Below are 12,265 nucleotides of genomic sequence, written 5' to 3' on the forward strand. Positions count from 1 at the left end.
GCGATGACGTTGCAGCGCCGCTCGTCCCCTGCCGCCCCCGGCCCGCGGGGGGGGGGTAGTCCAGTGGCGAACTGTCGCGACGCGGCCCCGCGGACGACAGCTCGCCACTGGACTACCGCGGGGCGGGGTCTAGCCCAGCTCGCGGTCGAGCCGCGCGACCTGGCCCTCGACGAGGGCGCGCACCGGCGAGGTCGCGGCAACCACGTCGAGCTGGGCGAGCCACATCTCGTAGTCGTCGGCACCCCACGCCGAGCGGGTCCAGCTCGCCATCAGGTCGGGCTCACGGCATGCCAGCAGGCCCCCGCGGACCGAGTGGTGCAGCTGCTCGCGCAGGCGTACGACCCCGGGTGCGGTCGAGCGCGGCAGCACCGGACCGCGGTAGGCCCGCAGCGCGCCACGCAGGTCGCCGGCCGCGAGCCTGGCCTCGACCGCCAGCCAGTCGCCGGCGACCGCGGCGGCGAGCCGGTAGGGCCGCGAGACGAGGAGCTCGTCGCCCAGCAGGTGGCGCAGCCGGTTGAGCTCGGCGCGCAGCGTGGACGACGCGCCGTCGTCCTCGTAGAGCAGCACCGCGAGCTCGTCGCCCGAGAGGCCGTGCGGTGCCGTGCCGAGCAGCAGGACGATCTCGCTGTGGCGCGGCGTGAGGCGCAGCGTGGTCCCGCTCCGCCCGTCCGGCGACACGGTCAGCAGGGCCTCGTGCCGCCCGAGGAGCTCGACGCCGACCTGGAGCCCCGGGCCGCTGCGCGGTGCCTCGGGACGGCCGGTGAGCAGGTCGCGGGCGAGCTCGGCCTCGGCCATCCGCGCCGCGGCGCGCACCATCGCGGTGGTCTGCGGGACGGCGATGTCGTCGCCGCCGGTGACGTCGAGGACGCCCAGCAGGCTCGACGAGGTGGGGTCGAGGATCGGCGTGGCCGCGCAGCTCCACGGCTGCACCGAGCGCCGGAAGTGCTCCGAGCCGCGGACCAGGACGGTCTGGCCGAGCCGCAGCGCCATCCCGGGTGCGTTGGTGCCGGCCATCCGCTCGTCCCAGTTGGACCCCTCGACGAACCCGATCGACTCGGCCCGCCGCAGCGTCGAGGGCGTGCCGCACACCCACAGCAGCTGTCCCGCCGCGTCGCTGACCGCCATGATCGCGCCGCACTCGCGTGCCGCCTGGCCGAGCACGTCGTCGAGCAGGGGGAAGACCCGCGCGAGCGGGTGCGCGGACCGGTGGTCGCGCAGGTCGCCCGCGTCCAGGGTGATCGGCGCCTCCGCCGCCTCCGCGTCCACCCCCGCCGCGGCGGAGAGGTGCCACGAGTCGGCGACGTGCGCGCGCATGCTGTCCACGCTCATGGCCCACAGGGGACCACCCGCGCGTTGGTCGGCGGTTGGTGCGCTGGACCGGGGGTGGCTCTCCGAGCTCCTCGGATATCCGGGGACTCTCGTGCTGTGCACCCGAGATCGCGGGTGCGAAGCACGAGCTCCGGGTGCGAAGCCTCGCCGCGGGCAGGCTTCTGGGGCAGGGTGGGGTCATGCCCGAGTTCACCTGGCGCCCGGCCAACGAGGCGACCGACGCGGACGTCGCGGCCGTCTTCGAGGCCGGCGGGGCGCACAAGTGCCGCTGCCAGGGGCTCAAGGTGGCGGGCTGGATCTGGCGCGACACCACCCAGGAGCAGCGCGACGCCGCGCAGGTCGAGCAGACCGGCTGCGGGACGGACGGCCCGACCTCGGGGCTGATCGGCTACGTCGACGGCGAGCCGGCCGGGTGGGTCGCGGTCGAGCCGCGGGAGAGCTACCCCCGCATCTGGAGCCGCAGGCAGCCGTGGATGCGGATGGACCCCGACCGCGAGGGTGTCTGGTCGGTGACCTGCTTCGTCGTCCGCAAGGGCCACCGCCGGGCGGGGCTGATGTACGAGCTCGCTGCCGCCACCGTGGCGTACGGCCAGCAGGTCGGCGCCCGGGTCCTCGAGGGCTACCCGACCGAGCCCGCCGACGGGAAGACGGTCATCTGGGACGAGGCGTCGGTCGGTCTGCTGCAGGTCTTCCTCGACGCCGGCTACGAGGTGGTGGCCTCGCCCACCCTGCGCCGACGGGTGGTCCGCAGGGAGCTCGGGTGAGGCTCAGCGACCCGCCGCCACCATCTCGTCCACTGCCTCGTCGAGGCACGAGCGCAGCGCGGCGAGGTCGCCGACGGCGCTCGCGTCGACGTTGACACCGATGCAGGCCGTGTCGCCGACGGTGGTGAGCACGGCGGTGAGCGCCGAGCCCGGCAGCGGGCCGAGGACGTACATCCCCTGCACCTGCGCGCCGGCCATGAAGCGCCGCTTCGGGGGGCCGGGCAGCGTCAGCACGAACGCGTCCGGCGGCGCCGCTGCCTGGAGGGCCGAGGCCCCGACGAACGACGGCATCCGGTTGAGCAGCGGGGCGGCCGCGTCGAGCACCTCGAGCGCGCGCTCGGTGTGGAGCGACAGCACCTCCCCGCGGACCGCGGCCACCCGGTCGACCGGGTCCTCGATCGCCATCGGTCCGGAGATCACAGCCCCGGCGAACCGGTTGCCGAGGTCGTCGGCGCGGCTCAGCGAGACGCGTACGCCGACCGGCACCTCGGTCACGTCGCTCCCCCGCCGCTCGTGGTGGCGGCGCAGGCCGCCCAGCACCAGCGCCACCGCGACGTCGTCGAGCGTCCCGCCGCCACGACGGGCCGCGGAGCGCAGCGGGTCGAGCGGGGCGTCGAGGGTGAGGAACGCCCACGAGCGACCGGTGCGCGGCGCGAGCTCGGGCGACGGCGGCGCGGCCTGCGTGAGCAGCCGGCGCACGGACGCGCCGTAACGCAGGCCGGACGCGACCACCGTCGACGGCCGGGTCGAGAGCAGCGACCGCGCCGCGCTCCGGGCGGACCCGGCGAGCGCGGCGGCGTCGCCGCGCAGCCCGGCGACCGCGAGGTCGACCGGGTCCACCTCGGCGGGCGCGGCGTCCTCGTCCCCCAGCGGCTTGCGGGGCGTGTGGGCCCTGCGGCCCGACTGGAGCATCGAGAGCAGCTGGACGGTGCCGAGCGGGTCAGCGAGCGCGTGGTGGATCTTGAGGACGTAGGCCGCGCCGCCGTCCGCGCCCTCGAGCAGCACGCCCTCCCACAGCGGGCGCGACCGGTCGAAGGGGCGCAGCGCGACCTGTGCGGCCTCGGCCAGCACCTCGTCGCGGCCGCCGACCCGCTCGCGCCGCAGGTGGTAGGCGAGGTCGAAGGTGGGGTCGTCGGCCCAGGTGGGCGACGCGGTCGGCACGACCGGGTCGACCACGCGCTGGCGAAGGCGGCGGACCAGCCGGGTGCCCCACTCGGTGGCCGCGACGAACCGCTGCCAGTCGGGGGCACGGTCGAGGTCGATGACCACCGTCGTGGTCGACGACTGCACCGGGTGCCGCTCCGCACGCCACAGGAGGGTCTGCATCGGCGTCAGCTCGGCGCCCGACGACCAGCTCGCGGCGCTGCCCCAGCGCTCGAGGTCCTCCGACGAGGTGGCGGGACTCACGAGGGCCACCGCGCGAGGGTGTCCTGGAACTTCTGCCGCAGCGCGGCGATCCGGTCGTCCATGTCGTCGGTGCTCCAGTCGGTCTCGGGCTCGAGGACGCAGACGTCCACGACCCCCGGGTTGAGCACGAGCGAGCTGCGGCCCATCAGCTCGCCGGTGTTGCGCAGCACCACGGGCACGACCGGCACGCCGGCCTGCGCCGCGAGGTGGAAGGCGCCCTTGCGGAACGGCCCCAGCACGGGCGTGGCCGACCGGGTGCCCTCGGGGAAGATCATCAGCGACGTGCCGCCGCGGATCCGGTCGACGACGCCGTCGAGCGTGGCCCGGGCCGACGCCGAGTCGGACCGGTCGATCCACGCCGGGTCGATCACCACCGAGCCCACGATCGCGCGCGGGTCCCAGCGCGCCTCCTTCTTGGCCACGATGGTGAAGTCGCGCTCGAGCAGCCGCCCGAGCACCGGGATGTCGAGCGAGCTCTGGTGGTTGGCGACGAAGATCGCGGGCCGGTGGGTCCACAGCCGCTCCTGGTGCAGGACCTCCATCGAGACGCCGGCGATCGCCATCGGCAGGTGGGTGGCGAGCTTCACCGCGGTGGTGCGGCCCTCGCCGCGGTCGCCGCGCAGCAGGCCGTACGCCAGGCCGGCGCCGACGCCGGCGTTCATCCCGGCCAGCGCGGCGACGGTGCGCCCGGCCGCGAGCAGGGACCCGCTCACCGGGTCGGCGAGGTCGAGCACCGGCCAGCCGAGCCGGGCCGCCGCGGCGCGCAGGTCGCGGTGCGGGTTGAGCGCCGTCGGGTTCCCGACGGAGGAGAGGAAGGCGACGTCCTCGTAGCCGTTGCCGTAGGCGTAGGACTCCGCGAGGTCGACGCCGTGCTCGCGCGCGAAGGCGCGGACGCCGCTGGCCTTGTGGCGCCCCCACAGCATCGGGCCGTCGGTCTCGCCGGTGAACTGCCCGTCCTCGACCACCAGCCGGGTGCAGACGAGGTGCTCGACGCCGAGGTCCCGCGCGACCGGCGCGATCTGGTACGTCGTCGCCGCCGAGGCCACCGCGACGGTGTGCCCGGCGCGCTGGTGGGCCGCCACCAGCGCCCGTGACTCGCGCCGGATCGTGCCGGCGATCTTGGCGCGGAAGAGCCGCTCGCCGAGGTCGGCGAAGGCCTCCTCGGACTCGCCGCGCATCGCCGAGAAGGCGACGCGGGCGATGCGGGTGGGGTCGCCGCCGAGCTCGCCGTCGACCGCCGTGACGACCGTGCGGAGGAACTCGGCCGGCGACACCTCGCGGCCCTTGAGCCGGTCGCCGTAGAAGGTGGCGGCGGTGTAGCCGGCGACGAGGGTGCCGTCGAGGTCGAAGAACGCCCCGACCTCCGGGCCCTGCGGGCCGGCCTCGATGGCCTCGACCGCCTCGCGGGCAGCGGTCGACAGCCCGCTCACACGTGGTCCTGCGCCGGGGCCGGCTGGGGCACGGGCGGCGGCACGACCTGCACCGGCTCGCCCGCGATCTCGCCGACGATGTTGACCCGGCGCACCGTGTCGCGGAGCTCGGCGGCGAAGGCCTCGCGCGCCGACCCGACGCCCTCTCCCTCGTCGAGCAGTCCCTTGTGGCGGGCCAGCGCGAGCGCGGTGCGGAACAGCTCGAGCGAGATCGACTCCGCGCTCGCCACCCGCCGCTGCAGCGCCCACTGCTGCCCGACGGCCAGGGCCTCGGCGAGCAGGTCGGCCTCGTCGACCGGCCCGTCGCCGTGCTCCGCGAGCCGGTCGGCGACCACGAGGTAGGCGTCGAGGAACGGTCGCAGGACGAGGTGCGCGAGGTGAGGCCGCGCGGTGACGAGCAGCTCGCGGGCCCGCACCGGCGTGAGGTCGCCGACGTCGTCGCCCACCAGCAGCCGCAGCTCGGCGCGCAGGTCGTCCTCGAAGCCGGCGCGCGAGGGGAAGAAGAACTCGAACTTGAGGAGGTCGCGCATCCGCTTCGCCTCCTCCCAGCCCACCTGGAGCTCACCACCGGGCGGCAGGTCGGCGCCCGGCTCGAGCTCGCTGACGGTGAGCAGCGCGAGCTCGCCGATCGCCCGCTCGACGAGGATGTGGATCACGGTGTTGCGGTAGAACGCGGCGACGAGGTGCTGGTCGTCGCCGATCTTCCAGACCGGCTCGGTGCCCTGGTCGTAGGCCGTCAGCACCCCGCTGCGCGCCAGCTCGGCCAACGCCCGGCGGATCGTCGAGCGGTCGCGCAGGTCGGCGGCGCCGGCGACCGGCCACCGGCGCGACTCGACGTACGCCGCCAGCGGCTCGACGGTCTCGAGCACCTCGTCGACGGTGAGCGCCCGGTCGGCACCGAGCAGCGCCAGCGACACGATCGCGGTGACGGTGACCGGCGTGGCCCGGTTGAGCCGGTGGGAGATGTCGAGCGCGACCCGCTCGACGGCCTGGTGCCCGGTGACGCCCTCCGCGGCCAGCTCGTCCATCCGCTCGCGCAGCGAGAACGGCTCGCCGACGGTGAGGTAGGCCCGGCCGAGGCGGTTGCGCTGCAGCCGCGCGAAGCGGACCAGCCAGCGCCAGTCCTCCGGTGTCTTGCTGGCCCCGCGCGCCTCCTCGGTCATCAGCGAGACCTCGTGGAGCTGGTCGTAGACCACCGAGACCGGCACCACCTGCACGTCCGGGGCGTCCGGCCCGTCGACCGTGTCGGTGAGGTACTTGAGGATGCCGTGCACCGGCGGGCGCAGCTTGCCGGTGCGGGTGCGGCCGCCCTCGATCGACCAGGCGAGGTTGCGCTTGTTGGTCACCATCTGGCGGATGTAGGAGCGCAGCGCGAGCCGGTAGACCGGGATCTCCTGGGTGGAGCGGCGGATGAAGATCATGCCGGTGCGCTTGGCGACCGTGCCGATCACCGGGAGGTTGAGGTTGGCGCCGCCGAAGGTGTAGGTCGGGGAGAACCGTCGCGCCATCAGCACGTTGGGGATGACCATGCCGTCGAGGTACGACCGGTGGCTGAAGGCCAGCGCGAGGCTGTGGGCGCGGTCGACCTTGCGCAGCCGCTGCATCTGGTCCTCGTCGACGAGCACGTCGTAGGCGCGCAGGAACCAGTCGCCGAGCCGGGCCCAGCCCTGCGAGGTGCGGTCGTCGTGGTCGGCGGCCATCTCGTGGAGGTAGCCGGTGACCTCCTCCCACACGTCGGGCTCGTCGCGCCCCTGCTCCTCGGCCCAGTCCCGTACCGCGGCCTGGAAGCGCTTGTCGTGCAGGAGCTCGGTCACCTCCTGCGGCGGCGCGGCCGGCAGCCGCTCGCCGACGCTGCGGGGCAGGCCTGCCCGCGCGAGGTCTCGGACACGTCGGACGGCGGTCACGGCCCCTCCTTCCTGCCGGCGCCGGGGCGCGGGCACGGGCGTGCGCCGAAAGTTACCTGCGTCACCCACACCCTGACCATGGCCCGACCGGGACCGGCCTCGGTTTCATCCTCGGCACCGCCCTCTAGTAACGTTCGGCGCGGTGACGTGTCCGAGCGGCCTAAGGAGAACGCCTCGAAAGCGTTTGTGGGCGCAAGTCCACCGAGGGTTCAAATCCCTCCGTCACCGCCAGCCGATCGGGCCGGTCCCCCTGGGGCCGGCCCGATCGTCGTTCCCGGGAGCCCACGCCCGGCCCTAGGCTCCCGTCATGACGGAGTTCCAGGTCACCCGGTGGCGCGAGCTGCCCTCGATGGTCGCCGCCCGGTCCGGCGACGAGGCGGTGAAGGCCGAGCTGGCGCCGCGCTTCGCGGAGGCGATCGACGAGGCGGCGATGCGACTGGGCGACACCGGCGCGGACGACTACCTCGCCGGCTGGGAGCGCAGCGCCTGGACCGAGGCCGACGGCACTCCCGCCGAGGTGCTGGACCGGGTCACGGCCGAGCTCGACGCGGACTGGCCGGCCGAGCGGATCACGGCCTTCCTCGACGGGCTCACGCCGGGTCGGTGACGTCCGCGACCTGCGCGTCGAGGTGGCGTACGACGTCGTCCGCGGCGAGGGTGGCGGCCACGCCGTGGGCGCCGGCGCCGAGCGAGATGGTCCGCCCCACGACCCGCTCGTCGGCGACGACCGGGAGCGGGGCGAGCGTGCCGAAGGGCGTGATGGTGCCGCGCTCGTAGCCGGTCACCTCACGCGCCGCGTCGGCGTCGGGCATCGAGATCCGGTTGACCCCGAGCAGGGCCCGTAGCTTGGGCCAGGAGATCTGGCGGTCGCCCGGGACGAGCACCAGCAGGTGGTCGCCCTCGCCGCGCCGCACCACCATCGTCTTCACGATGGCCGACGGCTCGACGCCACGGACCGCCGCGGCCTCCGCGAGCGACCCGACCCGGCCGTGCCGGGTGACCTCGTGCGCGATCCCTGCCTCGGCCAGCGCGCGCAGCGCCGGGGTCTGCTCGTCCACGCCATCGAGCGTACGCTGCGCCCCGACCGCCGCTCTGCGACGATCCGGACCATGCGAGCCGTGGTCTACGACGAGGTCCGGTCCCAGCCCGAGGTGCGGGACGTCCCGGCGCCGACCGCGCCCGACGGCGGCGTGGTCGTACGTGTCGCGGCGACCGGGCTGTGCCGCAGCGACTGGCACGCGTGGGCCGGGCACGACGACATCGCCCTCCCCCACGTGCCCGGGCACGAGCTCGCCGGCCACGTCGCCGACGTCGGCGCGGGCGTCACCCGTTGGCGCGTCGGCGACCGGGTGACGGTGCCGTTCGTGTGCGGGTGCGGGCGCTGCGAGTGGTGCCGGGCCGGCGACGCCCAGGTGTGCCCGGACCAGCAACAGCCGGGCTTCACCCACTGGGGCTCCTTCGCCGAGCTGGTCGCGCTGCACGCCGCCGACACCAACCTGGTCGCCGTCCCGGACTCCGTGGACCTCGTCACCGCGGCGGGGCTCGGCTGCCGCTTCGCGACGGCGTACCGCGCACTGGTGGGCCGGGCCCGCGTGCAGGCCGGCGAGTGGGTCGCCGTCGTCGGCGCCGGTGGGGTCGGGCTGAGCGCGGTGATGATCGCGCGGGCGCTCGGTGCCCGCGTCGTCGCCGTCGACCGCAACCGGGAGGCCCTGGCCGTGGCCTCAGACCTCGGCGCCGGCCACACCGTCCTCGCCGACGGCACCACCGACGTCCCCGCGGCGGTCGCGGACCTGACCGGTGGCGGCAGCCACGTCTCGGTCGACGCCGTCGGCAGCGAGCAGACCTGCGCCGACGCGATCCTCGCGCTGCGGCGGCGCGGCCGGCTGGCGCAGGTCGGCCTGCTGCCACCGGTCGGGGGCCACCCCCGCGTGCCGATGGCGCGGGTCATCGGGTGGGAGCTCGACCTGCTCGGCAGCCACGGGATGGCCGCGGCCGACTACCCCGCCATGCTCGGCCTCGTCGAGTCCGGCGTCCTCCAGCCGCAGCGCCTCGTCGAGCGAGTGGTCGGCCTCGAGGAGGCGGCCGCGATGCTGCCGGGTTTCGACACCGCGACCGTCGCGGGGATGACGATCATCGACCCGACCCGCTGATTTGCACTGAGTGCAACACTGGGACGGTGACCACGTCCACCGCCCGCGAGGAGCGCCGCCGCGCCATCCTCGACGCCGCCCGGACGCTGGCGACCGAGCACGGCGCCGACGGCTTCACCGTCGACCAGGTCGCCGTCCTCGCCGGCGTCTCGCGCCGCACCGTCTTCAACCACGTCGCGGGCATCGACCAGCTGCTGGTCGCGGTCTGCGAGCAGATCCTGGCCGAGGTCACCGCCGAGCTGCTGGACGCGGTGGACCGCGACACCGTCGACCTCCCCGACGGCGACGCCGGCTCACGGGCGGCGCTCGCCGCCGTGTGCGAGGCGGCGCGCGGGGTCGACCTGGCGACGGCGGTCGCCACGATCGGCCGGGTCCTCGGCGGACCGGGCGAGGCGGACGAGCGCACCGACGCCATCTCCCGCACGGCGCTCGAGCACGTCGGCGCCCGCCTGCGCGAGCGGCTGCAGGACCGCGCGCCCGCGCTCGACCCGTTCGACCTCGACCTGACCCTGGTCCTGCTGACCAACGGCCTCGCCGCGATCGCCGGCCACTGGCTGTGCGACCACCCCGACCTCACCCCCGACGTCCCGGCCGGCGCCCGCACCGACTGGGACCGGCTCCTCGACCGCCTGCTCGTCCGCCTCGAGCGCGGCCACGCCGGCTGACCCGCCCCTCCCCGCACCTGACCGAAAGGCCCCTCCATGGCCGAGCTCCTCTACCGCCTCGGACGCTTCTCCGCGCGTCGCCACTGGACCGTGGTCGTCGCGTGGCTGGCCGTCCTGGCCGTCACCGCTGGGACGTACGTCGCCTTCGCCGGCACGCTGTCCAGCTCGATCACGCTGCCCGACACACCCACCACCCGGGTCTCGGCACAGCTCGAGCGGGACTTCGAGGGCACCGGCGGCGGCAACGGCGCGATCGTGGTGGAGACGACCGACGGCGCGGCGTTCACCGCCGAGCAGCGGCGCGCGGTCGCCGACCTGCTCGACCGGGTCGGCGAGGTCGATGAGGTCTCGGAGGTGAGCGACCCGTTCGCCACCCAGGACCAGCTCGACGCCTCCGCCCGCAAGGTCGCCGACGGCAAGCAGCAGCTCAACGACGGGCTCAACCAGCTCAAGACGGCGCAGGACCAGGTCGACGCCGGGCGCGCCGGGGTCGAGGCCCAGCGCGAGCAGGCCCGGCAGGCCGGCACCCTCGACGCCGCCACACGTGCCGCGCTGGCGGACGCCGAGGCGCAGCTCGACGCCGGGCAGGTCCGGATCGACCGCAACCGCGCGAAGGTCGTGGAGCAGCAGCCCGCGCTCGAGCAGGGCATCACGCTGTCGCGGCTGTCGTCGGGCTTCCGCACCGTCTCCGAGGACGGCAGCGCCGCCGTCGCCAACGTGACCTTCGACGTCGCGATCAACGAGGTCAGCCTCGAGGCGAAGGCCGAGATCGAGGACCTGGTGACGGGCGCCGACATCGACGGGGTCGAGCTCTACCCGTCGCAGGACATCGCGCAGACCGTGCCGTCGATCCTCGGCCCCGGCGAGGTCGCCGGCGTCGTGGTCGCGGCGATCGTCCTCTTCGTCATGCTCGGGACCCTGCTGGGTGCCGCACTGCCGCTGGTGACCGCGCTGCTGGGCGTCGGCGTCGCCTCGCTCGCCTCGCTGTCGTTCTCCGGCGTGGTCGACTTCGTGTCGGTCACCCCGGTGCTGGGCGTGATGCTCGGCCTCGCGGTCGGCATCGACTACTCCCTCTTCATCATCAACCGGCACCGCCGCCAGCTGAAGCAGGGCGCCGACCTCCACGAGTCGATCGGCCTCGCCAACGGCACGTCCGGCAACGCGGTCGTGTTCGCCGGGGTGACGGTGATCGTCGCGCTGCTCGCGCTCAACGTCACCGGCGTCCCGTTCCTCGGCCTGATGGGCACCGTCGGCGGCGTGGCGGTGCTGGTCGCGATCCTGATGGCGGTGACGCTCACGCCCGCCGTGCTGTCGCTGGTCGGCCGCCGCATCCTCGGCCGCCGCGAGCGCGCCCGCCTCGACTCGGGCGAGCACGCTGCCGACCCGACGGCCATCACCGCCCGCGACACCCCGATGTCCACGCGGCGCGCGCTGGCCACGCTGGGCGTGGGTGTCGTCGCCCTGCTGGCGGTCGCCGCCCCGGCGACCCAGATGCGCCTCGGCCTGCCCGACGGCTCGACGCAGCCGCCCGACACCGCGGCCTACCAGGCCTACGAGGTGCAGGCCGACAAGCTCGGCGAGGGCGCCAACGGTCCGCTGCTGGTCGTCGCCGACCTCCCCTCCGCCGTCGCGGAGGACGGCGTCGTGGCCGAGCAGGCGACGATCGCCGAGCAGGTCGGCCGGACCTGGAGCGTCGAGGCGGTCGTGCCGATCGGCGTCTCGAAGGACCGCACCGCGCTGGCCTTCCAGGTCGTCCCGACCGGGTCGCCGTCGAGCGAGTCGACCGCCGAGCTGGTCCAGAACCTCCGGACCCTCGAGCCGGTCACCACCTCGGGCGAGCGGGCCACGCTCGGCGTCGCCGGCAACGCCAGCGCCGGCATCGACATCTCCGACAAGCTCGCGTCGGTCCTGCCGGTCTACCTCGTGCTCGTGGTCGGCCTGTCGCTGCTCATCCTGGTGCTGGTCTTCCGCTCGATCCTGGTGCCGCTGACCGCGACGCTCGGCTTCGTGCTCTCGCTGCTGGCGGCGTTCGGCGGCATCACCGCGATCTTCCAGCTCGGCTTCCTCGCCGACCTCTTCGGCGTCCATGCGCCCGGGCCGGTGCTGAGCTTCCTGCCGATCATCGCCACCGGCATCCTCTTCGGGCTCGCGATGGACTACCAGCTGTTCCTCGTCTCGGGGATGCGCGAGGCGTACGCCCACGGCGCACCCGCCCGGGTCGCGGTCCAGCACGGCCTGCACGCCGGTCGCTCGGTCGTCACCGCGGCGGCGATCATCATGATCTCGGTCTTCGCGGGCTTCGTGTTCTCCCACGACGCGACCATCAAGCCGATCGGCTTCGGCCTAGCGTTCGGCGTGCTGCTCGACGCCTTCGTGGTCCGGATGCTGCTGATCCCGGCCGCGATGCACCTGCTGGGCGAGGCCGCCTGGTGGCTCCCGAAGTGGCTGGACCGGATCCTCCCCGACGTCGACGTCGAGGGCGCCCGCCTCGAGCGCAGCCACCCCGTGCACGAGGACGCGGAGGTGGCAGGCGACGCTCCGGCCGGGCGGCACGCCGCGACGAGCTGACCCGCCGGGACGTCATGGGAGTCGGCGGTCCGGACCGCCGGTTCCCAT

At 74.8% G+C, this 12,265-nt stretch carries 10 protein-coding genes and 1 tRNA gene; 6 read left to right on the forward strand and 5 right to left on the reverse strand.

Annotated features, from left to right (window positions below; genetic code table 11):
* Positions 1–129: 129 nt before the first annotated feature.
* The gene (locus KDN32_RS20130; protein WP_211734208.1) at positions 130–1,329 is read right to left on the reverse strand and encodes a helix-turn-helix domain-containing protein; all 1,200 of its coding nucleotides are present in this window, start codon (positions 1,327–1,329) and stop codon (positions 130–132) included.
* 179 nt (positions 1,330–1,508) lie between these two features.
* Here KDN32_RS20130 and KDN32_RS20135 point away from each other — a divergent pair, with 179 nt between their 5' ends.
* Positions 1,509–2,093: a GNAT family N-acetyltransferase gene (locus KDN32_RS20135; RefSeq protein ID WP_211734210.1), complete on the forward strand. Its 585-nt coding sequence runs from the start codon at positions 1,509–1,511 to the stop codon at positions 2,091–2,093.
* Positions 2,094–2,096: 3 nt separating this feature from the next.
* Here the strand turns inward: KDN32_RS20135 and KDN32_RS20140 are convergent, their stop codons facing one another.
* From KDN32_RS20140 to KDN32_RS20150, 3 genes are read right to left on the reverse strand one after another with little or no spacing between them, the layout of a single operon-like run.
* Positions 2,097–3,509, reverse strand: coding sequence for a wax ester/triacylglycerol synthase domain-containing protein (locus tag KDN32_RS20140; RefSeq protein ID WP_211734212.1), 1,413 nt, complete (start codon positions 3,507–3,509; stop codon positions 2,097–2,099).
* Positions 3,497–4,930: an HAD-IB family hydrolase gene (locus KDN32_RS20145; RefSeq protein WP_211734214.1), complete on the reverse strand. Its 1,434-nt coding sequence runs from the start codon at positions 4,928–4,930 to the stop codon at positions 3,497–3,499. Before KDN32_RS20145 ends, KDN32_RS20140 begins: the two co-directional genes overlap by 13 nt.
* Positions 4,927–6,834: a lysophospholipid acyltransferase gene (locus KDN32_RS20150; protein ID WP_211734215.1), complete on the reverse strand. Its 1,908-nt coding sequence runs from the start codon at positions 6,832–6,834 to the stop codon at positions 4,927–4,929. The genes KDN32_RS20145 and KDN32_RS20150 overlap by 4 nt, the downstream gene beginning before the upstream one ends.
* Before the next feature lie 141 nt (positions 6,835–6,975).
* Between KDN32_RS20150 and KDN32_RS20155 the strand changes: the two genes are divergently transcribed.
* A tRNA-Ser gene (locus KDN32_RS20155) sits at positions 6,976–7,065 on the forward strand.
* Positions 7,066–7,141: 76 nt separating this feature from the next.
* Positions 7,142–7,441: a virulence factor gene (locus KDN32_RS20160; protein ID WP_211734217.1), complete on the forward strand. Its 300-nt coding sequence runs from the start codon at positions 7,142–7,144 to the stop codon at positions 7,439–7,441.
* Here KDN32_RS20160 and KDN32_RS20165 read toward each other — a convergent pair.
* The gene (locus KDN32_RS20165; RefSeq protein ID WP_211734219.1) at positions 7,425–7,892 is read right to left on the reverse strand and encodes an aminoacyl-tRNA deacylase; all 468 of its coding nucleotides are present in this window, start codon (positions 7,890–7,892) and stop codon (positions 7,425–7,427) included. The two genes, KDN32_RS20160 and KDN32_RS20165, sit on opposite strands and share 17 nt — an antisense overlap.
* A 51-nt stretch (positions 7,893–7,943) precedes the next feature.
* Between KDN32_RS20165 and KDN32_RS20170 the strand changes: the two genes are divergently transcribed.
* Genes KDN32_RS20170 through KDN32_RS20180 form a run of 3 tightly spaced genes read left to right on the forward strand, consistent with a single transcriptional unit; the run spans position 7,944 to position 12,217 of the window.
* Positions 7,944–8,984: a zinc-dependent alcohol dehydrogenase family protein gene (locus KDN32_RS20170; RefSeq protein WP_211734221.1), complete on the forward strand. Its 1,041-nt coding sequence runs from the start codon at positions 7,944–7,946 to the stop codon at positions 8,982–8,984.
* A 26-nt stretch (positions 8,985–9,010) separates the two neighbouring features.
* On the forward strand, positions 9,011–9,649 hold the full coding sequence (locus KDN32_RS20175; RefSeq protein ID WP_211734223.1) for a TetR/AcrR family transcriptional regulator: 639 nt from the start codon (positions 9,011–9,013) through the stop codon (positions 9,647–9,649).
* 36 nt (positions 9,650–9,685) lie between these two features.
* Positions 9,686–12,217 carry an MMPL family transporter gene (locus KDN32_RS20180; RefSeq protein ID WP_211734225.1) on the forward strand — a complete coding sequence of 844 codons (2,532 nt, stop codon included), beginning with the start codon at positions 9,686–9,688 and terminating at the stop codon, positions 12,215–12,217.
* Positions 12,218–12,265: the final 48 nt, after the last annotated feature.

Origin of the sequence: Nocardioides palaemonis (assembly GCF_018275325.1) — a bacterium.
Classification (GTDB): domain Bacteria; phylum Actinomycetota; class Actinomycetes; order Propionibacteriales; family Nocardioidaceae; genus Nocardioides; species Nocardioides palaemonis.